The sequence below is a fragment of the Nocardioides alcanivorans genome, assembly GCF_021555175.1.
GTDB classification, from domain to species: domain Bacteria; phylum Actinomycetota; class Actinomycetes; order Propionibacteriales; family Nocardioidaceae; genus Nocardioides; species Nocardioides alcanivorans.
The window spans coordinates 341,125-367,137 of the sequence record NZ_JAKGRW010000019.1 but is presented as its reverse complement, the minus strand read 5'-3'; the positions used below and the strand labels follow the sequence as shown (position 1 = coordinate 367,137).

General features: G+C 68.8%; 26 protein-coding genes and 2 pseudogenes. 15 read left to right on the top strand and 13 right to left on the bottom strand.

What is annotated here, in order from left to right:
- Positions 1 to 39: 39 nt before the first annotated feature.
- From L1066_RS12190 to L1066_RS12180, 3 genes are all read right to left on the bottom strand, one after another.
- The gene (locus L1066_RS12190; protein ID WP_235736576.1) at positions 40 to 1,596 is read right to left on the bottom strand and encodes an AMP-binding protein; all 1,557 of its coding nucleotides are present in this window, start codon (positions 1,594 to 1,596) and stop codon (positions 40 to 42) included.
- Positions 1,597 to 1,667: 71 nt separating this feature from the next.
- Positions 1,668 to 2,543, bottom strand: a complete 876-nt coding sequence (locus tag L1066_RS12185) for an SDR family NAD(P)-dependent oxidoreductase (protein WP_312007632.1) — start codon at positions 2,541 to 2,543, stop codon at positions 1,668 to 1,670.
- Positions 2,543 to 3,718 carry an acyl-CoA dehydrogenase family protein gene (locus L1066_RS12180; RefSeq protein WP_235736575.1) on the bottom strand — a complete coding sequence of 392 codons (1,176 nt, stop codon included), beginning with the start codon at positions 3,716 to 3,718 and terminating at the stop codon, positions 2,543 to 2,545. The genes L1066_RS12185 and L1066_RS12180 overlap by 1 nt, the downstream gene beginning before the upstream one ends.
- Positions 3,719 to 3,830: 112 nt before the next feature.
- On the opposite strand from L1066_RS12180, the gene L1066_RS12175 reads away from it, so the two are divergent.
- The 8 genes and pseudogenes from L1066_RS12175 to L1066_RS27705 all read left to right on the top strand — a co-directional run bounded on the left by L1066_RS12175 (position 3,831) and on the right by L1066_RS27705 (position 14,254).
- Positions 3,831 to 5,474 carry an AMP-binding protein gene (locus tag L1066_RS12175; protein WP_235736574.1) on the top strand — a complete coding sequence of 548 codons (1,644 nt, stop codon included), beginning with the start codon at positions 3,831 to 3,833 and terminating at the stop codon, positions 5,472 to 5,474.
- Entirely contained in the window at positions 5,471 to 6,073 is a 603-nt protein-coding gene (locus L1066_RS12170; protein ID WP_235736573.1) for a TetR/AcrR family transcriptional regulator, read from the top strand. Before L1066_RS12175 ends, L1066_RS12170 begins: the two co-directional genes overlap by 4 nt.
- A 248-nt stretch (positions 6,074 to 6,321) precedes the next feature.
- Complete coding sequence (locus L1066_RS27710; RefSeq protein WP_235736572.1) at positions 6,322 to 7,845, top strand: response regulator transcription factor; 1,524 nt, start codon at positions 6,322 to 6,324, stop codon at positions 7,843 to 7,845.
- A gap of 145 nt (positions 7,846 to 7,990) precedes the next feature.
- The gene (locus L1066_RS26685) at positions 7,991 to 9,994 is read left to right on the top strand and encodes a hypothetical protein (protein WP_283095381.1); all 2,004 of its coding nucleotides are present in this window, start codon (positions 7,991 to 7,993) and stop codon (positions 9,992 to 9,994) included.
- 95 nt (positions 9,995 to 10,089) lie between these two features.
- Positions 10,090 to 10,839 carry a hypothetical protein gene (locus tag L1066_RS12155; RefSeq protein ID WP_235736571.1) on the top strand — a complete coding sequence of 250 codons (750 nt, stop codon included), beginning with the start codon at positions 10,090 to 10,092 and terminating at the stop codon, positions 10,837 to 10,839.
- Positions 10,836 to 13,784, top strand: a pseudogene (locus L1066_RS12150) (DUF5979 domain-containing protein); the annotation flags it as partial. The gene L1066_RS12155 and the pseudogene L1066_RS12150, both read left to right, overlap by 4 nt.
- Before the next feature lie 104 nt (positions 13,785 to 13,888).
- Positions 13,889 to 14,035, top strand: a pseudogene (locus tag L1066_RS12145) (hypothetical protein); the annotation flags it as partial.
- Between the two features lie 18 nt (positions 14,036 to 14,053).
- Complete coding sequence (locus L1066_RS27705; protein WP_312007690.1) at positions 14,054 to 14,254, top strand: LPXTG cell wall anchor domain-containing protein; 201 nt, start codon at positions 14,054 to 14,056, stop codon at positions 14,252 to 14,254.
- A gap of 147 nt (positions 14,255 to 14,401) precedes the next feature.
- Here L1066_RS27705 and L1066_RS12135 read toward each other — a convergent pair whose 3' ends face one another.
- From L1066_RS12135 to L1066_RS12095, 9 genes are all read right to left on the bottom strand, one after another.
- Complete coding sequence (locus L1066_RS12135; RefSeq protein ID WP_235736570.1) at positions 14,402 to 15,007, bottom strand: MBL fold metallo-hydrolase; 606 nt, start codon at positions 15,005 to 15,007, stop codon at positions 14,402 to 14,404.
- Complete coding sequence (locus L1066_RS27700; protein WP_235736569.1) at positions 15,001 to 15,162, bottom strand: MBL fold metallo-hydrolase; 162 nt, start codon at positions 15,160 to 15,162, stop codon at positions 15,001 to 15,003. Before L1066_RS27700 ends, L1066_RS12135 begins: the two co-directional genes overlap by 7 nt.
- Before the next feature lie 48 nt (positions 15,163 to 15,210).
- On the bottom strand, positions 15,211 to 15,480 hold the full coding sequence (locus L1066_RS12125) for a DUF202 domain-containing protein (RefSeq protein ID WP_235736568.1): 270 nt from the start codon (positions 15,478 to 15,480) through the stop codon (positions 15,211 to 15,213).
- Between the two features lie 24 nt (positions 15,481 to 15,504).
- Positions 15,505 to 15,834 carry a YidH family protein gene (locus L1066_RS12120; RefSeq protein WP_235736567.1) on the bottom strand — a complete coding sequence of 110 codons (330 nt, stop codon included), beginning with the start codon at positions 15,832 to 15,834 and terminating at the stop codon, positions 15,505 to 15,507.
- Positions 15,835 to 16,005: 171 nt separating this feature from the next.
- Positions 16,006 to 16,332, bottom strand: a complete 327-nt coding sequence (locus L1066_RS12115) for a nuclear transport factor 2 family protein (protein ID WP_235736566.1) — start codon at positions 16,330 to 16,332, stop codon at positions 16,006 to 16,008.
- Positions 16,263 to 16,466, bottom strand: a complete 204-nt coding sequence (locus L1066_RS12110; RefSeq protein WP_235736565.1) for a hypothetical protein — start codon at positions 16,464 to 16,466, stop codon at positions 16,263 to 16,265. The genes L1066_RS12115 and L1066_RS12110 overlap by 70 nt, the downstream gene beginning before the upstream one ends.
- Positions 16,467 to 16,486: 20 nt before the next feature.
- Positions 16,487 to 17,275 carry an SDR family NAD(P)-dependent oxidoreductase gene (locus L1066_RS12105; protein ID WP_235736564.1) on the bottom strand — a complete coding sequence of 263 codons (789 nt, stop codon included), beginning with the start codon at positions 17,273 to 17,275 and terminating at the stop codon, positions 16,487 to 16,489.
- Positions 17,275 to 17,787, bottom strand: coding sequence for a nuclear transport factor 2 family protein (locus L1066_RS12100; RefSeq protein WP_235736563.1), 513 nt, complete (start codon positions 17,785 to 17,787; stop codon positions 17,275 to 17,277). The genes L1066_RS12105 and L1066_RS12100 overlap by 1 nt, the downstream gene beginning before the upstream one ends.
- Positions 17,787 to 18,641, bottom strand: a complete 855-nt coding sequence (locus tag L1066_RS12095; protein ID WP_235736562.1) for an LLM class F420-dependent oxidoreductase — start codon at positions 18,639 to 18,641, stop codon at positions 17,787 to 17,789. Before L1066_RS12095 ends, L1066_RS12100 begins: the two co-directional genes overlap by 1 nt.
- A gap of 211 nt (positions 18,642 to 18,852) precedes the next feature.
- Here L1066_RS12095 and L1066_RS12090 point away from each other — a divergent pair, with 211 nt between their 5' ends.
- Entirely contained in the window at positions 18,853 to 19,677 is an 825-nt protein-coding gene (locus L1066_RS12090; RefSeq protein ID WP_235736561.1) for an IclR family transcriptional regulator, read from the top strand.
- A 109-nt stretch (positions 19,678 to 19,786) separates the two neighbouring features.
- Here L1066_RS12090 and L1066_RS12085 read toward each other — a convergent pair whose 3' ends face one another.
- Entirely contained in the window at positions 19,787 to 20,647 is an 861-nt protein-coding gene (locus L1066_RS12085; protein ID WP_235736560.1) for an alpha/beta fold hydrolase, read from the bottom strand.
- Between the two features lie 330 nt (positions 20,648 to 20,977).
- Here L1066_RS12085 and L1066_RS12080 point away from each other — a divergent pair, with 330 nt between their 5' ends.
- The 6 genes from L1066_RS12080 to L1066_RS12055 all read left to right on the top strand — a co-directional run bounded on the left by L1066_RS12080 (position 20,978) and on the right by L1066_RS12055 (position 25,987).
- Positions 20,978 to 21,475: an acyl-CoA dehydrogenase family protein gene (locus tag L1066_RS12080; RefSeq protein ID WP_235736559.1), complete on the top strand. Its 498-nt coding sequence runs from the start codon at positions 20,978 to 20,980 to the stop codon at positions 21,473 to 21,475.
- The gene (locus L1066_RS12075; RefSeq protein ID WP_235736558.1) at positions 21,421 to 22,161 is read left to right on the top strand and encodes an acyl-CoA dehydrogenase family protein; all 741 of its coding nucleotides are present in this window, start codon (positions 21,421 to 21,423) and stop codon (positions 22,159 to 22,161) included. The genes L1066_RS12080 and L1066_RS12075 overlap by 55 nt, the downstream gene beginning before the upstream one ends.
- 3 nt (positions 22,162 to 22,164) lie before the next feature.
- Positions 22,165 to 23,163 (top strand): VOC family protein, encoded by a 999-nt coding sequence (locus L1066_RS12070; protein ID WP_235736557.1) that lies wholly within the window; start codon positions 22,165 to 22,167, stop codon positions 23,161 to 23,163.
- Positions 23,160 to 24,602, top strand: coding sequence for an FAD-dependent oxidoreductase (locus tag L1066_RS12065; protein WP_235736556.1), 1,443 nt, complete (start codon positions 23,160 to 23,162; stop codon positions 24,600 to 24,602). Before L1066_RS12070 ends, L1066_RS12065 begins: the two co-directional genes overlap by 4 nt.
- 132 nt (positions 24,603 to 24,734) lie before the next feature.
- Positions 24,735 to 25,334, top strand: a complete 600-nt coding sequence (locus L1066_RS12060; RefSeq protein ID WP_235736555.1) for a hypothetical protein — start codon at positions 24,735 to 24,737, stop codon at positions 25,332 to 25,334.
- A complete protein-coding gene (locus L1066_RS12055; RefSeq protein WP_235736554.1) occupies positions 25,319 to 25,987 on the top strand; it encodes a hypothetical protein in 669 nt (222 codons plus the stop codon). Before L1066_RS12060 ends, L1066_RS12055 begins: the two co-directional genes overlap by 16 nt.
- Positions 25,988 to 26,013: the final 26 nt, after the last annotated feature.

Sequence of the window (26,013 nt, the reverse complement as noted above, 5' to 3'; positions counted from 1 at the left end):
GGCTGAGGCTGGGAGTGGGAGCTCAGTCCTCCAGAAGTGTCACCCCAGCGGGCGGTAGGTGTCGCCGTCGCGGCGCCACACCCGGCCGGTGAGCTCCGTGTCGACCTGCCGCTTGATCACCTTGTTGGACGGCGTGCGTGGCAGTGCGTCGACCACCTTCACGTAGGCGGGGCTCCACTTGGTGCCGAGGTCGGGCTGGGCCCGCAGGAACGAGCCGAAGGCCTCGGGGTCGAAGTCGCCGTCGACCTCCACCACGGCCAGCACCTGGTCGCCGACGGCGGGATCGGGGGTGGCGACGACGGCAACGCCCGTGAGGTTCGGGTGTCGGAGCAACAGACGTTCGATCGGGGCCGCGGCGAGGTTCTCGCCGTCGACGCGGAGCCAGTCGCCGGTGCGCCCGGCGAAGTAGAAGAAGCCGGCCTCGTCGCGATAGGCGAGGTCGCCGGACCACGTCCAGCCGTGGCGGGTGCGCGCCGCCTCGGCCTCCGGGTTCTTCCAGTAGCCCTCGAAGAGGGCGACGCCGTCGGGGTTGACGATCTCGCCGATCGCCTCGTCGCCGTTCACCAACCGCCCCTGCTCGTCGAAGACGGCGCGCGGGCACTCTTGCAGGGTCTCCTCGTCCATCACCGCCACGTTGGGTTGTGCTGGCTTGCCGATCGAGCCGGGCGGGGTGTCCGGCGTACGCATGATCTGGATCTCGCCCTCACTGGAACCGAACGAATCGATCACCCGGCAGCCGAAGCGCTCGCCGAAGCGCGCGATGTCGCGGTCGGACGCCTCGTTGCCGAAGGCGATCCGCAGCGTGTTGTCGGCGTCGTCGGCCTGTGCGGGTGTCGTGAGGATGTAGTTGAGCGGCTTGCCGACGTAGTTGAAGAACGTGACGCCGTGCTTGCGTACGTCGCGCAGCCAGTTGGACGCGGAGAACTTGCGTCGCACCACCACGCTGGCGCCGGTCGCCACGGCCGGAGCGAGACCGGCCATGACACCGTTCGAGTGGAAGAGTGGCATCACGAGATAGAAGCGGTCGGCCGCGGTGAGCTCGCGGCGGGCCACCTGCTGCAACGCGGTGCGACCCATCCGGCCCTGGGTGCAGATCACTGCCTTCGGGGCGCTGGTCGTGCCACTGGTGAAGATCAGCGACAGGACCGTGTCAGGCGTGGGGGCGGGTGAGCTGACGGACCCGAGGCTCGCCAGCCGGTCGGCGTACCCCTCGGCGTCGACTTCGACCAGCGGCAGCCCGGTGTCGGGGAGGAGTGGGCGTCGGGCCGCATCGACGACCACGACGCGGCAGTCGGTGTAGTCGATGTCGCGCTGGAGGTCGGGACCACGGCGAGTCGGGTTGAGGCCCACGAATGCGGCGCCGTCGAGGGTGGCCGCAAGCCACCAGAAGACGTGTTCGGCGGTGTTCTCGAGAAAGACCCCGATGTGCCAGGGCGCCGTCGGGTCGGTGGGGCGGTGCGGGCGGACCAGGGCCACACGCTGGCGGGCCTCCGCCACGGTCTCGCGCCACGTCCAGCTCCGGTCCTCGAAGATCAGCGCGGTGTTGTCGTCGTCTGCTCGTGCGGCGAGGAGATCGGCAAAGGTCGGGTCGCTCACTCGCGCGAGGTTAGTCGTGGCCCGGGTGGGTTCCGGCGCCCTGTTCCACTGCGTGACACGCGAACCTTCACTCAGAAGTGTCGAACCCTCACTCGGAAGTGTCGAACCTTCACTTCGGCTCCGCTGCGGAGCCGAAGTGAAGGTTCGCGCCTTCTGAGTGAGGGTTCGCGTGTTCTGAGTGAAGGTTCGTCAGCGGGGGCCATCCGCAGTGCGCCGTCCATCCGCACGACCTCGCCGTTGAGGTAGTCGTGCTCGACCAGGAACATCGCCAGCTGAGCGTATTCGTCAGGCCGTGCCAGGCGCTGCGGGAAGGGCACCCCGGCGGCCAGGCCGGCGCGGAACTCGTCCGACACCGTCGCCAGCATGGGGGTCTCCACGATGCCGGGGGCGATCGTGTTGACGCGGATGCCGTACTGCGCCAGGTCGCGCGCGGCCGGCAGGTTGAGGCCGACGACACCACCCTTGGAGGAGGAGTACGCCGCCTGCCCGATCTGTCCCTCGAAGGCGGCGATCGACGCGGTGTTGATGATGATGCCACGCGCGCCGTGCTCGAGGGCCTCGGTCTCGGCGATCCGCTCAGCAGCGAGTGCCATCACGTTGAAGGTGCCGATGAGGTTGACCTGGATGATCTTGGCGTAGAGGGCGAGGTCGTGGACGCCCTTCTTCGACAAGACCCGTGCCGACGGGCCGATGCCGGCGCAGTTGACGACGGTACGCAGCGGCTCGATGCCGCTGGCGGCCGTGTCGACCGCTTCCTGGACCTGCTCGGGATCGGTGACGTCAACGGCCACGTAGGTCACGCCCTTGACCTCGGGTGCCTGGTCGATCGATCCGGCGAGATCGAATCCGAAGACGGTCGCGCCGCGGTCGGCCAGGGCCTGTGCGGTCGCGGCCCCCAGGCCGGATGCGCCGCCGGTGACGATGGCCGCGGTGTTCTCCAACTGCATCAGTTCTGTACTTCCTTCGTGATCGTTCCGTTGTTGTCGGTGTCCAGGGCGCGGCCGATGACCATGCGCTGGATCTGGTTGGTGCCCTCGAAGATCTGCATGACCTTCGCTTCACGCATGTAGCGCTCGACGGGGAAGTCCTTGGTGTAGCCGTAGCCGCCGAGCACCTGGACGGCGTCGGTGGTCACCTTCATGGCGTTGTCGGTGGCCACCATCTTCGCGATGCTCGCCTCCTTGCCGTACGGCAGCCCCTGGTCCTTGAGGCGGGCGGCGTGCAGCAGCATCGCACGAGAGGTCTGCACTGCAGCCTCCATGTCTGCCAGCACGAACTGCAGGCCCTGGTGGTCGATGATTCGCTTGCCGAACGCGGTGCGCTCCTTGGCGTAGGCGACGGCCTGGTCGAGTGCGCCCTGGGCGAGACCGGTCGCGACCGCCGCGATGCCGAGCCGGCCGGCGTCGAGGCCGGCGAGTGCGATCTTGAGGCCCTCGCCCTCGGCGCCGAGACGACGCTCGATCGGGATCCGTACGTTGTCGAGCAGGAGCGCGGTTGTGGTGGAGCCGGTGAGGCCCATCTTGCGCTCGGGGTTGTCGGCAGTGAGGCCGGGTGCGTCGGCGGGGACCAGGAAGCACGAGATGCCGTTGCGGTCGTCCGACGTGCGGGCCATGAGCTTGTAGTAGTCCGCCTGCCCGCCGTGGGTGATCCACGCCTTGGAGCCGTTGAGCACGTAGGTGTCGCCGTCGAGGCGGGCCGTCGAGCGCATCGCCGCTGGGTCGGAGCCGGCGTGCGCCTCGGAGAGCGCATAGGCACCGAGCAACTGGCCACCGAGCATGTCGGGAAGCCACGCCTGCTTCTGCTCCTCGGTGCCCTTCGTGAAGAGGCCGAAGGCGGAGAGTCCGTGCACGCTGACGCCCACGCCGACGCTGGCCCACACGGAGGCGATCTCCTCGAGCACCTGCACGTACACCTCGTAGGGCTGGCCGCCGCCGCCGTACTCCTCGGGGTAGGGCAGGCCGAGCACTCCGACCTCGCCGAGCATGGTGAAGATGTCGCGCGGGAAGGTCTCGGTCGCCTCTGCCTCCGCTGCGCGAGGCAGCAGCTCCTTGGTGGCCAGGTCGCGGACGAGGTGGAGCAGGTCGGTGGCTTCCTCGGTCGGAAGCACGCGGCGGGCAGTCATTTTCTTCTCCCGGGGTGTGGCTTGCGTCATGAGCGATTGATACTGTAGGCAGGTCCACGGTACTGCTTGAGGTATCAAAGCGCCACCGGCCAGATCACAGGAGTGACACCGCATGACCCCCGACCAGCGCGTTGCCGAACTGCTCGAGACCTTCAACGCGGCAGAGGTGGACCTCGGCCGTGAACTGTGCGACCGGCATCCTGCCGATGCCGTCGGATTCACCGTCGTACAGCCGGATCTCACGTTCCTCGACCTGACGTACGGCGAGCTCGCCGAGAGTTCTCGCCGAATGGCAGCCGTGCTGGTCGCACAGGGTGTCCGCCCCGGGGACCGTGTCGCCACGCTCATGGGCAAGTCCGCCGATTTCGTGACGACGGTCCTCGGTATCTGGCGTGCCGGTGCGGTGCACGTGCCGCTCTTCACCGCCTTCGCCCCGCCTGCGATCGGCCTGCGCCTGGCCGGCTCCGAAGCCAGGATCGTCGTGGTCGAGCCCGGCCAGCGCAGCAAGCTCGAGCCGTCAGAGGACCTCGCCGCCGACCCCGAGCGCCGGCTCATCGTCGCGGGCACCGGCGAGGGTGCGACCGAGGGCGATCTCGTCCTCTCCGAACTGCTCGCCGCGGCCGACCAGGCTGACATCCCCGTGGTCAAGCGCTCCGGCTCCGACGAGATGGTCCGCTTGTTCACCTCCGGCACCACGGGCACGCCGAAGGGCGTGCCGATCCCGGTGAAGGCGCTGGCCGCGTTCTCGATCTATCTCGAGTACGGCCTCGACGTGACCCCCGACGACGTCTACTGGAACGCTGCCGATCCGGGCTGGGCCTACGGTCTCTACTACGGCATCGCCGGTCCGCTCGCCCTCGGCCGGCGCAACATCCTGCTGCAGGCCGGCTTCTCCCCGGAGACCACCTGGAAGGTGATCCAGGAGCTCGGCGTCACCAACCTCGCTGCCGCCCCCACCGTGTTCCGCTCGCTGCGCGCTGCCGAGACCCCGGCACCCGCCGGCATCAGCCTGCGCCGGATCTCGTCGGCCGGTGAGCCGCTCAACCCCGACGTCGTCCAGTGGGGTGCCGACGCACTGGGCTGCGAGATCCACGACACCTACGGCCAGACCGAGCTCGGCATGTCGATCGTCAACGGCTGGCACCCCGACATCGCCGCGGAGGTGCGGCACGGCTCGATGGGCCGTGCCATGCCCGGCTGGGCGGCCACCGTGCTCAAGGACGAGGTCGACGAGATCGCCGCGCCCCACGAGCTGGGCCGTGTGGTCATCGACCTCGAGGGAAGCCCGCTCATGTGGTTCACCGGCTATGCCGACGCCCCGGAGAAGACCCGCGAACGCTTCAGCGACGACGGTCGTTGGTACTACACCGGCGACGCGGGCCAGCGCGACGAGGACGGGTTCCTCTACTTCTCCGCCCGCGACGACGACGTGATCATCATGGCCGGCTACCGGATCGGGCCGTTCGAGGTCGAGAGTGTGCTCGTCGGTGACCCGCGGGTGGCCGAGTCCGCCGTCGTCGGCGTGCCCGACGCGTTGCGTGGCGAGGTCGTCGAGGCATTCGTGGTGCTCGCCCCCGGCGCCGAGGCCTCGGCCGAGCTCGCCGAAGAGCTCAAGCAGCGAGTCAAGTCCAAGCTCGCCGCACACCTCTACCCGCGCCAGATCCACTTCGTGGCCGCGTTGCCCAAGACGCCTTCGGGCAAGATCCAGCGCTTCGAGCTCCGGCGCGAGCGCGCAGCCGAGGTCGCGCAGCCATGACCCCCGCCGGCCGCAGCGGTACGGCGGCACGCAGGCGCCGTCGTACCGCCCGGCAGGAGGACCTCCTCAACCGCCTGGTGGCACTGTTCGCTGCCGAGGGGTTCGTGGACTTCACGCTCGAGGACCTCGCCGAGCGGATGCGGTGCTCGAAGACGACGCTCTATGCCCTGGCTGGCTCGAAGCAGGAGCTGGTGGTGGAGGTCGTGAAGCAGTACTTCCGCAGCTCGGTGCCGACGGTCGAGGCAGCGGTGGAGGACGCCGCCGGACCGCGCGGACGAGTCGTCGCCTACCTGACGGCCGTCGGTGACTACCTCCGGCCGCTCTCACGGGACTTCATGGACGACCTGGCCGGATTCGAGCCGGCTGCTGCGGTCTATCGGCGCAACACCGCGGCGGCTGCCGATCGGATCCGTGGGCTGATCGCGGAGGGCATCGCGTCGGGCGAGTTCCGTGACCTCCACGCCGCATTCGCCGCTGAGATGGTCGCGGCGACGATGTTCGAGATCCAGCGGGGCCAGATGTTCTCCCGACTCGAGATGAGTGACGCGGAGGCCTACGCGGAGCTGGCCTCGCTCGTCGTCCACGCCCTCGCCCCCTGAGCCGCGAATCGGTGGGTGAACCAGCCGAGGGGTGCTGTGAGCCGCGGAAAATGGGTAGGCCTACCGACGGGTACTCGGCCGCGCCTTGACGCGGTCACGTAGCGTGGCCGACAGCCCATGTCCTGCAGTGTTTCGGGGAACTGGCTCGTCGAACGGTCACGAGTCAGGTGCATGCGTGGAGGACGGGCGCTGAGAGACCTTGGGGGTGCGCTCGCCTGCCCGAGGTGTGACCTGCCAAGGAGTTCGTTGTGCCCGCTGACCTCTCACAGATCTCGTCCGTTCCGACGCCCGCGACCACGTCCTTCCTCGACGCCCTCGGTGCCGGAGACAGTGCGACTGCGCTTCGAGTGCTCGATCGGAACTGGGCGGAGATCTGGTATGCGGTCGACCCCACGGATCTCAAGGACCTGCTGCTCGGCCTGCCGCGAGAGGCCTTTGCCGAGTTCCGGATGGCCACCTACGTCAACGGGCTCGTCGGCATCCAGCTCGCCGACCCGCCCACGGACGAGAAAGCGGGTGACGATCCCATGTCCGATCTCGACCGGGCCGCCCAGACGATCGTCGACCTCCGCCTTGCCGGTAAGCCCCTGGCAGCCGCGAAGCTGTTTCCCCTCGTGGCCCAGGACGCGCGGGAGCTGCGGGGCCGACTGCTGGACACCTCGGGCGGCAGCATCGGCATCCACCTCGTGCAGGCAGGCATCACCTCGTTGCTGGCCGGCGACCTGGCGACTGCTCGTGCCTTCATCGGCGAGGTGACGAACAGCCACCGACCGATCCGCTTCCCCTTCATCACGCGCGAGGCTGCGGCGAAACTCTCCCTCGTCCATGCGATCGCCGGTGACCTGGAGGAGGCCCAGATGTGGGGCGCGCGTGCAGAGGAGCTCCCGCGCACCCTCAGCTGGGTCGAGAAGATGATCGACGACACGCTGTGGTTGGTCCACTACATCTGCGCGATCGACAGCTTGGACCTCGAACGTGCCGAGAGCATGCGCCGGGAGAACCCGTCTCCGCTGTCGCACCTGGAGTTCTGGGGAGTGGCCCTGCTGGCGCACGTCAGGCATCTGTGCCTGACGGGCCGTGAGCGCCAGGCCCTGGCCCTGTGCGACGAGACCGCGAGTGTCGGGCTGCCGCTGCCGGACTCGGACGGTTGGGTCGCGGCAATGCTCAACGACGCGCTCCTGATGTGTTCGCCGCGCGAAGCGATCACCTCTGCACGGACGCCGACCTCCCCTGCGGAGGCGCTGCTCGGTCGTCGGCTCCGCCTGTTGGCCACTGGCCAGTTCGAACAACTTGCCGTCCGCGACGGAGCCGAGAGGAACGCGCAAGCCCGTGACGCGAGGACCCGGCTGGGCCTTCTGCTCCTGCGGGGTCAGGGCCAGCTGCTGGGAGGGCAGCAGGACAGTGGCCGTCACGTCGTACTGGCCGCATTGGAGGAGGCCGCGCGCCTGGGCACCCTCAGCGTGCTGCGACTCCTCACCCGGGAGGCACTCGACCTGATCGCCGATACGCCGATCGGAGCCCGGGCCGCGGAGCTGGTGGCCCAGCACGACCTGCGTCTGGTCGAGGTGGTTGCGGTGCTGGAGTCGTCGCTGACGCCGGCCGAGATGAAGGTGCTGCGGATGCTCGGCGAGGGGCTGTCCCGCGCCGAGATCGCGCAGGCGTCCTACGTCTCCGTGGACACGGTCAAGTCGCAACTGGCCTCGGTCTACCGCAAGCTCGGCGTGCGGAACAAGGGCGATGCGATCGCGAAGCTCGACCAACTGGGTTGGTGAGTGACCCGGGCCACGTCGCCTGATCACCCGTCGTTTCACCCTTTTCGCGCATCACGTGTCCGGGGGTGTCCCGTCTCAGTTCCGAGGGTCCTCTCCGGACCCGCCGCATTCGGGGGCGGCTCGTTTCGAGCACGGGATATTTGCGTTGAATCACGGAATTCTGGGAAGGCGACTGCACGTCTCGGTCGCCCTCCTCATCTGTCTTTCCTTCCTGCTGGTGCCGTTCAGCGCGCAAGCTGCGCCGGGCACGGCGTCCACTGCGGTGAAGACGGCTGCGCCGTCCGCGCCGGGTGGCGAGGACGGCGCCGAGACCACGGAGGTGCCCGGCGACGGGCAGACCGAGGTGGCACCGGAAACCTCGCCGTCGGACGACGGCACGGGCGCCGGCAAGAAGGACGAGGGCACGTCGAAGCAGGAACCTGAGAAGGACAGCACCGGGTCGGAGCGCTCGAAGTCCGCCCGCGCCGATGAGGTGCCGACCTCGCAGGTGGGCATCACCAAGGAGACGAACCTGGGTGCCGGCACGCTCGAGCCCGGCCAGGAGTTCCTCTACTCGATCGTGGTCCGCTGTTCCGGCCTCGAGGCCGGATGTGTGAACCAGCAGGTCGTGGACGTCCTGCCTGAGGGGCTCGACGTCACCAGCCTCCCGTCGAACACCAACGCCCGCACCGTCGACTTCGACGAGGCGACCCGCACGCTCACCATCACCTTCACCGAGGCGCTCCAGGCACCCGTCGGCGCCACCGGCCTCAACGACGGTCGCCAGGTTGCGATCGAGATCGGGATGCGTCTGCCCGCCGGCACCGAGTTGCCCGACGGCTCGACGATCAACAACACGGCCAGCACCGTGGCCGACAACGCTCCCCGAGCCGAGGACTCAGCAGACGTCGAGGTGAACATCCCGCGGCGCGTGGTCCCGATCGCCACCAAGTCGTGGGTCGACGGTGCTGCGGTCGCGCGCAGCGAAGAGGAGTCGACCATCAAGCTGGGGATCCGCAACGGGTCCACCAGCACCGTGAACGTCGATGAGCTGGTCGTCACCGACGCCACTCCTGCCACGTTCGAGAACTTCGACCTGACCGAGGTCCGGATCACCGGCTGGCCGCGCGGCGCAGACCGCGCCCAGCTCCTGGTGTGCACCGAGGCTCAGTCCGACTGCGCTGACGACGACTACACGGCCGGCACCACCGCGAGCTCGCTCGGCGTACTCGCCCTGCCCGCTGGCGTCGACACCGACGCGGTGACCGGCTTCAAGGTGCGGTTCTTCGCAGCCGACGGTTCCTCGCTCCCGTACGACGCGACCGGCGGCTCCGTCGAGGCCGACATGGTGCTGCGCCAGACCGTGCGGTCCACCGGAGCCGACCTGGCTCCCACCGCCAAGCAGACGGTCCGCAACACCGCCGTGCCCTCCATCGTCGAGGACGGCGACGTGACCGAGGGTGACCCGGTCAACGCAAGCTACGACATCCTCCCCGACACGGTGATCATCGCGACCTCCAAGTCGTTCTACGCCGACGCCAACGGCAACTTCAGCCGTGAGAACGGTGAGCACGCCGTGGTCGGCCACAACTCCGCGGTCAGCGCCAACATCGACGTGAAGAACAACTCGGCCTTCGAGCTGCAGGAGATCCGGATCGTCGAGCCCGACGCTGCCTCGCCGAACGCGGAGTTCCACAAGCTGGACACCAAGAAGGTGCGGCTGCGGCTGCCCAACGGAGCCACCAACGCCCAGCTGATCGTCACCTACGCCGACGGTCACGTCGCGACCACCGACCACACCGCCAACACGACGGTCGACATCGCCCGCGCCGGCGAGCAGGCGACGAAGATCGAGGTCGTCTACACCGGCGTCGACGGTGACGGCGAGGCGACGATCGCGATCGGTGCCACTGCAGGTCTCGACCTGCACGGGAACCTGACCGACGACGTCACGGCCGATGACCTGCCCAACGGGTCGTCGCCGGGCGTCAGCAACGCCGCGAGCACCAGCGCCAAGGGGCAGACCACCGTGAACGGCACGGGCACCGCAGTCGGTGTCGGCACCGCCACCTTGCCGGTGGAGGCCGAGCGGAACTCCGGCACCGGGGTCAAGACGGTCGGCCAGGGGAGATCCCTGAAGGCCAGCCGATCCCGTTCACGCTGCGCCTGACCAACAACGGCAACGTCGCCCTGATCGACCCGATCCTGAGCGACCCGCCGGTCGACGCCGATGGCAAGCCGCGGACCGCCGACAACCCGTTCTCGGTGCTGCGCCTGGTCTCCGCGTCCATCCGCAAGGACACGAACACCCCCAACGTCGCCATCGAGGTCTTCGACCCGCAGGCCGATGCCTGGGTCGCCTATGCCAACGACGAGCCCTTGCTGACGCGCGCGACCGGCGTCCGGGCAGTCGTGGACGGTGCCCTGAGCCCGACCAAGAGCGTGGACCTGAACCTCGTCACCGAGCGCCGCGAAGGCATCGCTGACGATGTCTCCTTCAGCAACTGCTACGCGTTCGAGGCGACCAACCTGGCGGACGGCAGCCCGGTCTGCTCACCCGGGCTGACCACCGGCCCGGCCAGCAGCACGTCGTCGCTCAACAAGCAGATCACCCCGACGAAGTCGCTGGTCGAGCAGATCCCCGGAGTCGGCAAGCAGACTGCCCAGGTGGAGCTGACCTCGGTCAACACCGGCAACGTCAGCGCTCGCCGCCTGGTGCTCACCGACGCCGACGCCGACTTCTTCGACGCCGTCTACCTGGGTCGGGTCCACTCGTTGGTCTTCCCCGTCGGGGCCGACCGGGTGCGCATCGATGCGCTCGTCGACGGCACGTGGGTCGAGGGCGCCGCGAGCGCCAAGCTGGCCAACGACGCGACGTACCCGCTGCCGAGCACGGTCGACGCTTCGGCCGTCACCGGCGTACGTGTCACGTTCTTCCACAGCTCGGGGGCTATGTCCTCCGGCCGTGCGACGCTGCGACCAAGGCACACAGCGGCGAGTGCAAGGGTGTCGTGAAGCTCGAGGTGCACCCGCGCGAGACCTTGCGCTCCGATGCAGGGACGCCGATCCCGACCACGTTGGAGAACACCGTCACCGGTGGCATCGAGAGCCCGCTCGACGAGGACGGCACCCTGCGTGAAGCCGACCCCAACGACGCGACCCTCGAGTTCGTCTCCGGCAACGCCAAGCTCGACGTCGACAAGACGCCGAACACGGCGATCAGCCCGGGCGAGGCCGCGCCGTTCCGCCTCGAGGTGACCAACAACGGCACCGCCAACCTGCCGAACCTCAAGGTGCGTGACCTGCTCCCCGCTGGACTGACCTTCAACGAGGAGTTCGACGGCGACGGGGGTCTGGCCTTCAAGATCGTCGACGTCGACGTGCCTGCCGGTACCGACCCGGTGCCGACACCGGCCTTCACCCTGCAGCGTGAGGGTGAGCGGGTCGTCGGCCTGACCTGGGACTTCGGAGACTGGGTCTTCCGGCCCGGTGCCACGTTCGCCATCGAGATCGAGGTCACCCTCGCTCCCGGCGTGCGGGAGAACGACACGCACCGCAACCTCATGGGTGCCACCGCCGACCACGACCAGCTCGTGTGCACCGACCCGAGCCAGCGCGACGGTGACTTCGGCGAGGGCCTGTGGTGCACCGATGACGCCGTGGTGACCACCAAGGCAGGCGCGGCGTTCCAGGCCCGCAAGTGGGTCGCCGGAACCGAGTCGCTCGGGTGGTACAACAGCCGCTCCGGCTCAGCAGTGGCAGTCGGTGACTCGAGCTGCCCGGTCCGGCGTGAGAACGGCGTGGCCTTCACGGCGCACCCGTGTGTCGCGCTGGTCAACCCCGGCGACGAGTTCGACTACCTGCTGACCATGACCAACGCCGGCACCGAGCCGGCCACGGACATGCGGATCATCGACCGCTTCCCGGTCGAGGGCGACAAGGGCGTGGTGCTCGACCAGACCGATCGTCGGACCGCGTGGGACAACCGGCCGGTGCTGGCCAGTGAGCCGCAGCTCAATGGTGCTGGCGTGCTGACGACGCTCTACGCCGACACCGAGGCGGAGCTGTGCACCGACGACCTCCTCATGGGCAGCAACTGTGGCCCCGACACCTGGACTGCTGACTTCGGCCCGGACGCCGTGGGCATGCAGATGCGGGTGAAGTGGGACGAGCCGCTCGCTCCCGGCGAGGGCGTCACCCTCGCGTTCAAGATGAAGGCGCCCGTGGACGTCACGCACGTCGATGACCCGACCGTGGCCTGGAACTCCTTCGGTCACGCCGAGATCACCCAGCGCGCCGGTGGGGGCTCCCGCACCCTGCCGCCCACCGAGCCGATCAAGGTCGGTGTCGCCCAGGCGTACGGCGGTTTCGAGGTCACCAAGCAGATCGACGAGAACCCGGCCGACCTGCCGGTGGACGACCTGACCTATGAGATGGCCTACCGCTGCACGATCGACCCGGTCGGCAACGCCGATCCGTTCGTCGTCGCGCAGGGCACCCTCCAGGTTGCCGGCGGCAACTCGCAGAGTGTCACCGGTGTTCCGGCCGGTGCCGAGTGCAAGATCTGGGAGACGGAGACCCACGGCGGCGTCAGCAACCACCCGGAGGAGTCGCCCGCGACCGTCACGATCGAGCCGTCCTTCGTGACGCCGGTGCTCGAGGCCGTCACCGTGAAGAACTCCTTCCCACTGGCCGACCTGAAGGTCCAGAAGGTCGTCAACGGTGATGCCGCCGAGTTCGGCGCCGACACCGACTACGAGATCGAGGTCACCTGCACCATGAACGGTGTGGTCGCCACCGGGTTCCCGACGACCGTGGAGATCACGGGCAACGGAAGCAAGACCGTGGACGCCCCCGTCGGCTCGCTGTGCACTGCGATCGAGATCGAGGACGGCGGCGCCACCAGCACCGAGGTCGACCCGGCTGACGGCGTACTGATCGTTGCTGGATCCCAGGCAGGGTTGGCGATCAAGGTGACCAACACCTTCGACCGCGGCACCCTGCAGATCAAGAAGCTGCTCGACGGCGCCGGTGTCGACCTGACCGCCGGACCCTACGAGTTCAGCACCGAGTGCACCTTCGAGGGCACGTCGTTCGGGCCGTTCCCCACGGTGATCGTCCGCAACGGTGACGCCACCGAGCTCACCGGCACCGTGGACGCCGTACTCCCGATCGGTGCCTCCTGCACCGTCACCGAGACCGGAAACGGCGGGGCCGACGAGACCCCCGACCCGGTCACCGTGCTGATCAGCGAGAACGCCGACGACAACACCGTCGTGGCCACCTTCACCAACGAGTTCTCCGCCGGCATCGTGTCGCTGGAGAAGCTCCTCGCCGGTGAGGGCGCTGACAAGGACTGGGCGACCGACGCGGTCTTCACCGTCGACGTCACTTGCGCCGTGGGCGCGGCCGACCAGGTCGTGCACAGCGCGTCGGTCGAGATCAAGGGCGGGGAGCAGGTCACCCTCGCCGACGCCGCCGGGGAGCCGGTGCTGCTGCCGCTGGGCACGCACTGCTGGGCCGAGGAGACCGAGACCGGTGGCGCCACCTCGGTGGCCGTCAACGCCGACTCGTTCGACAACGCCGTCGTCGTGACCGCCGGTACGCCGCAGGACCTGCAGGCGCTGGAGCTCACGGTGACCAACACCTTCGACCTGGGCTCGATCGAGATCACCAAGGCCGTCGACGGCGAGGCCGCGCACTTCACCGAGGGCCGCGAATACACCGTCGCCGTGACGTGCGTGCTGCCGCAGAACGGCGTCTCCACTGAGCTGTTCACCGCGCAGGAGCACACCATCACGGCAGGGGAGACCCTGACGATCGACGGCCTGCCGGTGGGCGCGGAGTGCTGGGTCGCCGAGACCGACGCGGGAGGGGCCACCCACACGATGATCTCCGCGCCGGACCAGGCGGCACCCGCGGTGGTACCGGGCGACGAAGCCGCGGCGGTGCTGGTCACCAACACCTTCGACGCCGGTGAGCTCACCGTCACGAAGCTGGTCGAGGGGAGACCGCCACGAAGGGGCCGTTCCACTTCACCCTCGCCTGCACGACCGACCAGGGAGAGGTCGCGCTGGCCGACAAGGAGGCGACGTTCACCCTCAAGGCCGACGAGACCAAGACCTTCACGGTGCCCCTGGGCGCGGAGTGCGTCGTGGTGGAGGTCAAGGTCGCCGATGGCGTGACGGTCTCCTACGCCGACTCGGACGCGAAGGCGGACGGCGAGGTCGTGGTCTCACCGACTGCTTCGGTGACGGTGACCAACACCTTCCCGGACGAGGCCGTTGCCGAGGACGACGAGGAGAGGGACAACACGTCCGACGACTGGTTGCCCAACGCAGGTGGACCCTCGGTCCTCATCCTGGTCGCCGGTCTCCTCGCGCTGGCCTTCGGGACGGTTCTGGTCGGGCGGCGCCGCCGCCAGGCCTGACAGACGCCCGTGGCTGCGGTCGGCACCCCCGTAGTCCGACCGCAACCACGGGTCACCTCCTCCCGCGAACCCGCACTTGGATCCAGCGAACCCGCACGAAAGTCAACTTTCCTGCGGGTTCGCTGGATCTGAGTGCGGGTTCGCGTATCAGTCGCCGGTGAGGTGGGCGCCGGGGTCGGGCAGATCCAGGCGTACGCCGGGCAGGCGCCGGGCCATCTCATCGGCGAAACGGGACGGCGGCTCGACGAAGAGCCGTTGCCGGGTGCGGCGGGCGACCTCCAGCCCCAGGGGCCAATAGGTGCCGAAGTGCACCGGCACCACCCACTGGGCGCCGACGCGGTGCACGGCCTCGGCTGCCTGCACGGGATCGAGGTGGTGTTCGCCGAGGGTCGGGCCCCAGCCGCCGATCGGCACCAGCGCCAGGTCGACCTCGACGACCTCGTCGAGCCCGTCGAAGAGACCGGTGTCACCGGGGAACCACAACGACGAGCCGTTGCCGCTGACCCGGAAGCCGAGGGGCGGTGCCTGTGCGCGGGATCCGGGGAAACGACTCCACGGATGGTGGGCCGGGAGTGCCTGCACGGTGAGGCCGAGCCGGGTGGTCGTCATACCCGGCCCGAGCTCGGTGACCCGGTGCGGGAAGCCGCGCAGGAGCCGTCCGGCGCCGGCTGGGACGACGATCTCCGTCGTGGCCGGGAACCGTCGCAGCGTCGGCAGGTGCAGGTGGTCGGAGTGCAGGTGGGAGATCAGCACGAGGTCGGCGGTCGTCGCATCGCGCGGGGAGTGACGATGCGCCGGCGCAGGTGCGCGAGCTGCTTCGGGAAGACCGGGTCGAGGGCGATGCGTACACCGCCCAAGGTGACGGTCGAGCTCGCGTGGCCCCACCAGGTCAGCTCGAGGCCGCTCATCGGCACGTCCGGATCATCTGGCAAGCATCATCAATTCGGCCACCGCGATCAACGTCGTCGCGATCGCGAGCGAGAGCGCGGCGCGGCCGCCACGACCACCCTGGCGCTGGGTACGGCCCGCTGAATGGCTGTAGCGGGCCTTGCTCTCGAAGAAGATCCAGCCCCCAGCAGGGCGGCGATGAACAGCGGGACGAGCACTGCCGGCCCTGTCTCGTCGACGGCCAGCCGCGCGATGATCGCGGCCCCGGCGACGAGGGAGAGCGCCGTGCGTTGCCATGCGAGCGCCGTACGCTCGTTGGCGATCCCGGAATCAGCCATGTCAACGCAGGCCGGTCATCACGATCAGCGCGGCGATCGCCACGACCATCGCGAAGAACGTCGCTGCGCCGAAGGAGGGAGGGCCTCACGGCGTCGCATCGCGCGCTCGGACAGCGCCCAGCGGATCCACGAGGCGAGCGCGGTGATCAGGCCGGCGACCACGAGGAGGACTGCCAGCACGTGCTGCTGGGTGTTGCTCAGCGACAGGTCGACCACGTCGACGGCGACCCCCGCTGCGAGCAGGGCCAGGGCAGTGCGGATCCAGGCCAGGAAGGTGCGCTCGTTGGCGAAGCTGAAGCGATAGTCCGGTTCCTCGCCGTCGCGGTAGACGAACTTCGGCCATCGGTTGCCCACGCCCACTCCTTCAGTTGGTGCCTCGGTGCCCATCATGCCGGTGCCGTCCGTGGGGCCTGCCCGCGGGCAGCGAAGTAGCGGATCCTGCGTGACGAAGTAGCAGATCCTGCCCGCCCGGCACAAGGGGCGCTACTTCGGTCGTGCAACACGTGCTACTCCGTCGGGGAGACGTCAGGCCTCGTAGGGCTCGTAGGCGTGGATGACGTTCCAGTCTCCGATGGAGTGGTGGATCTCCAGACGCCGGCGCTTGAGCAGCCAGCCGCTCTGACTGCCGGAGCCGGTGCCTGCCGGATCGTCGGCCGAGCGGCGGACGAGGAGATCGTCGTACTCACCGAAGAGCTCGAGGCTCTTGCCCTCCTGGTCATCGATGCCGATGTGCATGATCCGCGCATAGCTGTAGACCCGCGCGGTGTCGTCATCGACGAAGCTCACGCGATGGTTGCCGAGCAGGTGCTGCGTGGTGCCGGTCCGGCCGAGGTGGTGGTGGAAGGACCGCATGATCGGGTCCACCCCTCCTGGCCGTAGCCGACGCTCTCGGGGTGCAGCATCGCCTGCAGCGTCACCCAGTCACGCGCATCCGTCGCCCGGGCGAAGTCCGCCAAGGTCTCCAGCACTTGCTCCCTCGGGGTCATCCCCGCTCCCTCCGTGCGACTCACTCGACAGGCTGGTCCGGAAGCTCCGGGGTCCAGGCCACTCCGTTGATGTGTCCGCCACCGTCGACGAACATGGTGTTGCCGGTGACATAACGGCTGTCCTCGCTACCCAGGAAGACTGCCACAGGAGCGATGTCGTCGAACGGATCGCCCAACCGGCCCATCGGATTGGCGTTGCTGCTGGCCGCTTCGATCTCGGGGTGCAGCTTGATCGTGCGCTCGAAGGCGGCACTGCGAGCACCCGGGCAGATGACGTTGACGGTGACGCCGGTGGGGGCCCACTCGCGGGCCGCCGTACGGCTCAGGGCGCGCAGCGCCTCCTTGGCCGAGTTGTACTCGAGGGTGCCGATGTGGGCGTTGACGCCGTTGAGGCTGCACATGTTGATGATGCGACCCCAGCCGGCCTGCTTCATGTGCGGGAAGGCAGCGCGCATGGCCCAGAAGGGTCCGTAGTAGCCCATCTGGAAGCCGCGGTCCAGCATCGCGTCGGTCTTGAACTCGACCCGGCCGGTGTTGCTCCCACCCCAGGCGTTGTTGACCAGGATGTCGAGGGAGCCGAGCTCCTCGACGGCGACCCGGACCATCTCCTCGACCTGGTCGCGCTGCGTCACGTCGACCTGGACGAAGCGCCCGCCGATCTCCTCGGCCACCGCCTGTCCGTTCTCGGCGTTGATCTCCGCGATGAGCACCGTGGCGCCCTCGGCGGCGTACTTGCGTGCGATCCCGGCGCCGATGCCGTCGCCGCCACCGGTGATGACCGCGACGCGACCGTCGAGCTTGCCCGTCATCAGTTCACCACCGCAGCGATCGACTCCGGCCGCTGGTCACCTCGGCCACCCGCGTGGGCCAGCGCGTGACCGTCGGCGTTGCCGTCGAGCAGTCGAGAGGTACGACGGGTGCACTGCCAGCCCTCTGCCGTGCGGGCGAACTCCCAGTGGTGGATGCCGGCGCGGGCGGGGATGAAGCGCTCCTTGTGGCGCACCACGAGGATCGACTCGCACACGGCCACGGCCGTGTCGCCGTTGACGGTCACGGCAGCGGGGCCGAGGAAGTGTGCGGAGCCACGGTGGATCAGGCCCTGGTGATCGTCGCTCCTGACCATGGCGTGGATCTCGGCGCGGGTGCCCATGTAGAGCTCATCGACGTCGTAGATGCCGTCCTCGGCCCAGATCGCGGCGACTTCGTCCGCACTGCCGGAGTCGACCAGGGGGCCGTACGACGCGACCTTGCGAGTGATCTCGAGCTCGTCCTCCACGCGCTGCAGGCGCGCCAAGATCTCGTCGATGCGGTTGTCGGTCATCAGATCTCCTTCGCGATGGCGGCAAGCGCCTCGAGTTGCTCGACGTAGTCGGATGCGGAATCGGCAGCCAGGTGCACGTTGGCAATGGTGGCGCCGGCGTCCTTGGTGCGGGCCAGGGCGCGGCGCGCCTGGTCGGGGTCGTTGACCGGTCGCATCGGTCGTCCGGTGCCCAGCACCAGGTCGAACTCCGCGGGGACCTCGACGCCGTCGAGCATCTCGCGGAGCTTGTCGTGGGGGAGGCCGAAGGGGACCCAGCCGTCGCCGTACTTCAGGGCGCGGCGCAGGCTCACGGGGGTGTGGCCGCCGAGCCACAGCGGCAGCCGCTCCTGCACCGCGTGCGGTTCGACCACGAGGTTGTCGTAGCTGAAGAACGGTCCGTCGTGGCTGACCTCGCGCTTGCCCAGGGCGCCGCGGAGGGCCTCGAGGGAGTCGTTGGCGACCTTGCCGCGCTGCGGGAAGTCGGCGCCGAGGAGGTTGAACTCCTCCTCCAGCGAACCCACGCCGAGGCCGAGGATGACCCGCCCGCCGCTGACCATGTCGAGGGTGCCGTAGCGCTTGGCGATCTCCAGCGGGTGGTGGTAGCCGATGACGAGGATCTGCGTGGCCAGCCGGATGTTGGTGGTGCGAGCGGCGATCCAGGAGAGGGTGACCAGCGGGTCCCAGTAGGTGCCGCCGCGCTGCTCGGCGATCTCCGCGGGGACGGCGACGTGCTCGGAGCAGGTCATGTGGTCATAGCCGAATCGGTCCGCCGCTTCGGCGATCGCGGTGAACTCCTCGATCCCGGCGGACTGCTCCCACGGGGAGTTCTGGCCCGGGAAGGCTGTGACCAGGGGGCTATTGAGGCCCAAGCGCATGTGCGTCTCCTCGTTGCGGTGCTCGTGACGACCCATCAAACGATGCATCCGCTGAGGGCGTGAGAACGGACTCCCGATGACCGGAATCCGGTCATCACCCCGGTCACTAGAATGAATTTCAGTTCTGAACTTCCCAAAGGGAGTGACCCGGGATACAGTTCGACCTAGAATTCGTTTCAGTTCTCGGGGAAGCGCGGATGAGGGAGACAGCATGACCATCTCGATGCAGCCTGACCACGGCAGCAACCCCACTGCCACCCAGCGGCCCCAGCTGCCACCGTCGATGGTGGAGCGCATGACGCTGATCCTCGACACCTTCCCGGGCCGCGAGAGCCGTCACACGCTCGAGGAGATCGCGCGGATGACGCACCTCCCGCGTTCCACGGCCCACCGCATCCTCGACCAGCTGGTGCGCCTCGAATGGCTGGAGCACACCTCCTTCGGCTACTGCCTCGGCCGTCGCGCTCTCGGTCTCGGTGGCGGCAGCGACGACCACAGTGAGCTGCGCGCCGCCGCAGCGCCGCACCTGCACGACATCCTGCTGCGCACCGGTGCCGTCGTGCACCTCGGTGTGCTCGACGGAGGCCAGGTCCACTACCTCGACAAGATGGGTGGCCGCTTCGCCAGTGTCGTTCCCTCTCGCGTCGGTGGTTGGTCACCTGCCCACTGCACGGCGCTCGGCAAGGCCATGCTGGCCTGGATCGAGCCCGAAGAGGTCGAGTTCCTCATCGGCGACCAGCTGAGCGCACGCACCCCCGCGACGATCGCCGAGGTGGGCGACTTCCATCACGAGATGGGCCGGATCCGGGCGCGCAACGGTCTCGCGATCGAGGTCGGCGAGTGCTTCGAGAACATCGCGTGCTGTGCTGCCGCCATCCGGGGTCCTCGCGGTCCCGTCGCCGCCTTGTCGGTGGTCGGCGAGTCGTCCATGCCGGTCGAGCGGGTTGCCCCGCTGGTGGTCAACGCCGCGCGTCGCATCGCCCGCGACCTCTTCGGTGAGGTCCCCTCCAGCCGTCGCCTGGCCTCCATCCGCTGACGCTGCTCCACCACGTTCGTCAGAAGGGCCCCGCCGCAGTACTCCTGCGGCGGGGCCCTTCTGGCTGTCGAGATGAAGATGTCATCTCGTCGGGGATGGAGCTGGGTGCTCAGTCCTCGCGGGTGAGGAAGGCGAGGACGGCGGCCTCCCAGGCGGCCTTCTGCTCGATCATGACCCAGTGGCCGCAGTTCGGGAAGACGTGCACCTCGGCGTCGGGGATGGTCCGCATCGGCAGCAGCATCATGTCGACGGGGCTGACCCGGTCGTCGCGGCCCCAGGTGAGCAGGGTACGCGCCTTGATCAGGTGCAGCTGCGCCCAGTACGGCGGTTCGGGCGACTTGGCCTGGAACTTGTCCATGGCCTCCATCGCAGCGCGGGAGTACATCATCCGGGCGGCCTTGAGCGTGGACGGCTCGGTCGCCTGCTCCCAGCGTGCCTCGATGAGCTCCTCGGTGACCATCTCGCGGTTGAAGACCATCGAGTTGAGCCACTGCACGAGGCGCTCGCGGTTGGGGTCGTCGGTGAAGTCCATGAGCAACTGCAGACCCTCGCCGGGGCCCGGGCTCAGCAGGTTCTTGCCGATCCCGCCGACCGTGACCAGGCGACGTACCCGCTCCGGCTGCTCGATCGCGAAGCGAGCGCCGACGATGCCGCCCATCGAGTTGCCGATGATGTCGACCTGGTCGAGGCCGACCCCGTCGAGGAAGGCGGAGACGGCCGGCAGTGCTGCCGCCATCGGGTGCTTGTCGACCGGGTCGCTGACGCCGAAGCCGGGGAACTCCAGGATGAAGCACCGGAAGTGCTCCGAGAGAGCCGGGAGGTTGTCGGCGAAGTTGCGCCAACCGGTGACGCCAGGACCGGAGCCGTGCAGCAGGAGCAGCGGCGGCGCGTCGGCCGGGCCGGCCTCGTAGTAGCGCAGCACCCCGCTCGGCGTGGACAGTTCCTTGAGGAGATCTTCAGGCTTCAGCACGCGGCCAATCTAGAACACGTTACGAATCGCTCGGGGAGCGTCCCGGCCAATGGCGGTCGTACGACGGGGGTGTTGGCCCGCGGCCCGGGGTAGTCCCTGACGAACTTGTCGCCTGGGACCGCTTGGAACGACAAGTTCGTCAGGGACTACGCAGGCGAGACGGGCTTCCCGATGATTGGGAAGCAGTGTGGCGGTGTGACGCCGCCGGTGGAAACGTGAGGCCTGCTCGCACCCGAGCACCACGGGGAGTTGGGCGGCAGGCGTGTCACGAACTCGTGTCCGCCGGCTCCCTCGCCCGCACCAGACACACTGCCGGAAGGAACCCCGACGATGGCTAACCCCGTCCTCGACCTGGTCGAAGAGCGCGCCGAAGAGATTGCCTCGCTCGGGGCCGACAACGAGAAGGCCGGCAAGTTGACCGACCGCGCCGCGGAGCTCCTTCGGGAGACCGGCGTGATCAGGATGTTCCAGCCCAAGAAGTACGGCGGTGCCGAGGCGCACCCGGCCGACTTCGCCGAGACGGTCATGCGGATCGCCTCCCTCGACGGTTCCACCGGCTGGGTCGCCGGCATCGTCGGTGTCCACCCCTGGGAGATGGCCATGTGTGACGCGGCCACCCAGGAGGCCATCTGGGGCGAGGACAACGACACCTGGATCGCTTCCCCTACGCCCCGCTGGGCATCATCAAGCCGGTCGACGGCGGCTACATCTTCAACGGCCGCTGGAGCTTCTCGTCGGGCACCGACCACTGTGACTGGATCTTCCTGGGCGCCATGCTCGGTGACGCTGAGGGCAACATGGTCCAGCCGCCGCAGAGCTTCCACGTGATCCTCCCGCGCTCCGACTACACGATCGTCGAGGACTCGTGGGACGTCGTCGGTCTGCGCGGCACCGGCTCCAAGGACATCATCGTCAAGGACGCCTTCGTCCCCGCCGAGCGCGTCATGGACTACAACAAGTTCATGGACGGCACGCACCCGCGTGAAGCCGGTTTGACCAACCCGACCTACCACATCCCCTTCACCACGGCCTTCCCGATGGGCATCACCTCTGCCGTCATCGGCATCGCCGAAGGTGCGCTGGCCTCCGCCATGGCCTACCAGAGGACGCGCGTCCAGATCACCGGCACCAAGATCAAGAACGACCCGCACGTGCTCTTCGCGATCAGCGCCGCAGCTGAGGAGATCAAGGCCTCACGCACGGCGATGCTCGACAACATCAACCGCTTCTACGACCTGGCCGAGAAGGGCGTCGAGGTGACGCTCGCCGAGCGGGCCGCGTCCCGGCGTACCCAGGTCTCCGCTGCCTGGCGCGCGGTCCGGGCCATGGACGAGGTCGTCGCTCGCTCCGGCGGCAACGGCTTGCGCATGGACAACCCGATCCAGCGTTTCTGGCGCGACGGCCACATGGGTCTGGCCCACGCCATCCACGTGCCCGGATCGGTCTTCCAGGCCACGGCACTCACCGAGCTCGACGTCACGCCGCCTCCCGGCCCGATGCTGGCGATGATCTGATCCATGGGACACATCCGCGGTCTGGGCTACCTCAGGGTCCAGAGTCGAGACCTCCAACGCTTTCGCGAGCTCGCTGTCGGCGCGCTCGGTCTGCAGGAGGTGCCCGGCCCGCTCCCTGAGGCCCTGCACCTGCGGATGGACGAGCGGGCGAGTCGCCTGGTCGTCGTGCCCGGTGGCGCCGACGCGTTGCTCGCCGTCGGCTGGGAGGTGCGCGACCAGTTCGCCCTCGCAGCCGTCGGACGGGCACTCAACGCATCGGGTACGCCGGTGCGCGAGTTGGACCTCGTCGAGTGCGCGCAGCGCCAGGTCGAGGCCGGCATCCGGTTCGCCGACCCGTCCGGTTCACCGGTCGAGGTGTTCTTCGGCCCGGGACTCGACCACTCGATGGTGCGCACCGGTCACGGTCAGCGTTTCGCCACCGGGGAACTCGGCATGGGCCACGTGGTGCTGCCCACCGCCCACGTGGAGGAGTCGGTCTCGTTCTACACCGAGGTGCTCGGGTTCCTGCCGCGCGGATCGATCCGGCTCGGCACCGTCGCCGGTCCCAAGCGCGGGCGCTCGGCGCCGATGGCGGCCGCCGACGAGGCACTCGCTGACGAGACCCTCCTGGAGAAGCCGGAACGCATCCGCTTCCTGGGCCTGAACTCACGCCACCACAGCCTGGCGCTGTGCCCGGCCTCCCCGGACCGGGTCCCCGGCATCTTGGCACTCGGTGTCGAGGTCGACACCCTTGACGCGGTCGGCATGGCGCTGGACGCCGTGGAGGCTGCGGACTTCTCGCTCTCGTCGACGCTCGGCCGCCACACCAACGACCGCATGGTGTCGTTCTACGTACGCGTGCCCGGCGGCTGGGACGTGCAGTACGGCACGGACAGCATGCGCATCGACGAAGCCACCTACACGTCCGAGGAGATCACTCGGACCAGCTTCTGGGGTCACTCGTGGCGCGGCCCCGACACGCTTGGACGTGACCAGAAACCCCAATCGCAGGAGTTCATGTGACCACACCCGTCGCGCTCGCCGACATCGACAACTTCCACCACGAGGTCGATGTCCTCGTCGTGGGCTACGGGTGTGCCGGTGCGGCGGCCGCAATGGAGGCCGCCCGCGCCGGCGCCTCGGTAGCGGTGCTCGAACGGGGCAGCGGCCCCGGCGGCTCCTCGGCCCAGTCGGGTGGGGAGCTCTACCTGGGCGGCGGCACGGCCGTGCAGAAGGCGTGCGGCTTCGAGGACGACGCCGACAACATGTATGCCTACCTCTCCGCAGCGCTCGGTCCCTACGTCGACGCGGAGAAGCTGCGGCTCTACTGCGACGGGTCGGTTGCCCACTTCGACTGGTTCCGTGACTGCGGCGTCGAGTTCAACGAGTCCTTCTACAGCAGCCCCACGTGGATGCCATTCACCCTGGACGGGCTCATGTGGCTGGGCGAGAACGCCTGGCCCTACAACGAGATCGCCCGCGCCGTCCCCCGCGGCCACCGCCCGGCCGCCAAGGGCTATGCCGGTCACGCGATGATGGACGCACTGACCGCCACCTGCGACGAGATGGGCGTGCAGACGCACACCGACACCCGGGCCCGCGCGTTGGTCGTCGACGGTGACCGGATCGTCGGAGTGGTCGCACGCAAGTTCGGCGAGACCGTGAACTATCGCGCCCGGTCCGTCGTCCTCACCACGGGTGGCTTTGTCGACAATGAGGAGATGCTCGAGCAGCACGCTCCGGTCCTGCAGGGCCACGGCAAGGTCTCCGACGGCTTCGACGACGGCTCGGGGATCGAGATGGCCCTTGCCGTCGGCGCCAGCACCCGCCGGATGGGCTTCGTCGAAGCTGCCTACACCGCAACCCCGGCCCACGCCGTGCGCGGCATGCTCGTCAACGCCCTCGGCGCCCGCTTCATCAATGAGGACGTCTACCCGGGTCTCTATTCGCACGCCGCCCTGCACCAGCCCGGTCCGTGCTGGGTGATCATGGACGAGCAGGGGCTCGAGGAGGTTTCGGATGTCGACGCCTGGGGTGTCCGTCCGAGCCACGCCGCCGAGACGTTGGCCGAGCTGGAAGTCGAGCTGGGCATTCCCGCGGGTGGACTGCAGGACACGGTTGCGGCCTACAACCGTGGGGCCGAAGCGGGCACGGACCTCTTCCACAAGGACCCGAAGTGGCTGCGCAAGCTCGAGGGCCCGTGGGGTGCGATCGACCCCCGCCTCGGGTTCTTCCCCGAGGGCGCGAAGACGACCGGCTTCTCCGGCTTCACCCTCGGTGGACTGAGCACGGACGTCGACGGGCGGGTACGCCGCGTCGGTGGCGGCCTGGTCCCGGGCCTCTACGCCGCGGGACGCGCATCGTCGGGCATGCACGGCGAGGGCTACATCTCGGGTACGTCGCTCGGTGACGGCACGTTCTTCGGTCGCCGTGCGGGTGCCCACGCGGCGACCATTTCCTGATCCCTGGCGGGTCCTGACCACCGGAACCGTGCCGCGAGCGCCGGCGGACCCGTGGTCGATTCCCTGCTGATCGACGAACCTGCAAGCAGTGGCCACGCATCGCGCGTGGGCACGGGCGAGAACGAGGAGCACATGAGCGCACTGGGCACGCCGGAACAACTCGCCGCCGAAGCCAAGCTCCTGGAGCTGTTGCGGCGGCCCGAGCTGGTGGCCGTCACGGAGCAGATCCGTGATCTCTACCTGGCCGATCCGGTCAACGGCGGTTCACCGGCAGGTCGTGCCACCGCCGACGAGGCCGCTGGCAGCCTCGTGGCTGCCGCAGTCGGTCACGCGTTCGTCTCCGACCCGGCCCGCCCCTTCTTCCACTGGGGCGCCTGTGCTCCGCACCGTTGGCACGGCATGGACGTGCCGGGATCCGGCTACGGCATCGACAACCCCGACAACGTGCACCGGCGCGCCGCCATCGACGGTGTCTCCACCTATCGGATCCGGGCACGGGTGCCGGAGCGACCGGCGGCGCAGTTCTCCTTCATCTGCTACGGCGGCGACGAGGGTGTGCTGCCGGTGACGCGGGAGGGCGCGTCGATTGCCGACGTACTGCTCTCCTCCCAGATCGAGGCGGACGCCGACGGATGGTTCGAGGTCACGGTCGGCCCCGAGCCGGTCGCTGGGGCGACCCACCACCTCACCCCCTGCCGCAGAGCACCTGGCTGCTGGTGCGCGACGCGTTGACCGACTGGGAGGCGCAGGAGCCGTTGTCGCTGTCGATCGAGCGGATCTCGGGCCCCGAGGCAGCTCCGGCCCCGACCGACGAGGAGCTGGTCGCTCGCGCGGTCGCGATCGCGGCGCGGCTCGGCGAGTACTGGCTGGCGTGGGACAACGAGTTCATCTTCACCAAGACCGCCAATCAGCTCGACCAGCCGCGTATCCGGCCGTTCGGGGCGGCGGTCTCCTCGCACTACGCGCTCGCCGAGGGGCACGGCCTCTTCCTGGTCATCGACCCGGTCGGCAGCGAATACGTGGGTGTCGAGGTGACCGATCCGTGGGGCGTCACCCGGCCCAGCGTGGACGCCACCGGGGGACTCAACAACAGCCAGCTGCGCTTGGACGACGACGGCCTGCTGCGCTACTGGATCGGCCCGACCGATCCAGGCGTGCACAACTGGATCGACACCGGTCGCCTCGATGCCGGGATCATGGTGGTGCGCTGGCAGGGTGGCGCGATGCGGGCCGAGGGCAGCGATGCGGTGGTCGACATGAGGCATGTTCCGCTCGCCGAGGCAGCCGGTCTGTTCGGGGCAGGCCACGCCGTGACTGCCGAGGAACGCGTCCAGCAGCTGGAGCGTCGGCAGGCATCGTTCGAGCGCCGCCTGCGCTCGGCGTGATCACTGCTGGAATCCTGCTGTTCTCG

Bases quoted from the DNA above. Each gene is read 5' to 3' on its own strand.
- L1066_RS12185 (WP_312007632.1), bottom strand. From the start codon at position 2,543: ATGCAGTTGGAGAACACCGCGGCCATCGTCACCGGCGGCGCATCCGGC.
- L1066_RS12180 (WP_235736575.1), bottom strand. From the start codon at position 3,718: ATGACTGCCCGCCGCGTGCTTCCGACCGAGGAAGCCACCGACCTGCTC.
- L1066_RS12175 (WP_235736574.1), top strand. From the start codon at position 3,831: ATGACCCCCGACCAGCGCGTTGCCGAACTGCTCGAGACCTTCAACGCG.
- L1066_RS12170 (WP_235736573.1), top strand. From the start codon at position 5,471: ATGACCCCCGCCGGCCGCAGCGGTACGGCGGCACGCAGGCGCCGTCGT.
- L1066_RS27700 (WP_235736569.1), bottom strand. From the start codon at position 15,162: ATGAGCGGCCTCGAGCTGACCTGGTGGGGCCACGCGAGCTCGACCGTC.
- L1066_RS12125 (WP_235736568.1), bottom strand. From the start codon at position 15,480: ATGGCTGATTCCGGGATCGCCAACGAGCGTACGGCGCTCGCATGGCAA.
- L1066_RS12115 (WP_235736566.1), bottom strand. From the start codon at position 16,332: ATGCGGTCCTTCCACCACCACCTCGGCCGGACCGGCACCACGCAGCAC.
- L1066_RS12110 (WP_235736565.1), bottom strand. From the start codon at position 16,466: ATGACCCCGAGGGAGCAAGTGCTGGAGACCTTGGCGGACTTCGCCCGG.
- L1066_RS12105 (WP_235736564.1), bottom strand. From the start codon at position 17,275: ATGACGGGCAAGCTCGACGGTCGCGTCGCGGTCATCACCGGTGGCGGC.
- L1066_RS12100 (WP_235736563.1), bottom strand. From the start codon at position 17,787: ATGACCGACAACCGCATCGACGAGATCTTGGCGCGCCTGCAGCGCGTG.
- L1066_RS12095 (WP_235736562.1), bottom strand. From the start codon at position 18,641: ATGCGCTTGGGCCTCAATAGCCCCCTGGTCACAGCCTTCCCGGGCCAG.
- L1066_RS12090 (WP_235736561.1), top strand. From the start codon at position 18,853: ATGACCATCTCGATGCAGCCTGACCACGGCAGCAACCCCACTGCCACC.
- L1066_RS12080 (WP_235736559.1), top strand. From the start codon at position 20,978: ATGGCTAACCCCGTCCTCGACCTGGTCGAAGAGCGCGCCGAAGAGATT.
- L1066_RS12075 (WP_235736558.1), top strand. From the start codon at position 21,421: ATGCTCGGTGACGCTGAGGGCAACATGGTCCAGCCGCCGCAGAGCTTC.
- L1066_RS12070 (WP_235736557.1), top strand. From the start codon at position 22,165: ATGGGACACATCCGCGGTCTGGGCTACCTCAGGGTCCAGAGTCGAGAC.
- L1066_RS12060 (WP_235736555.1), top strand. From the start codon at position 24,735: ATGAGCGCACTGGGCACGCCGGAACAACTCGCCGCCGAAGCCAAGCTC.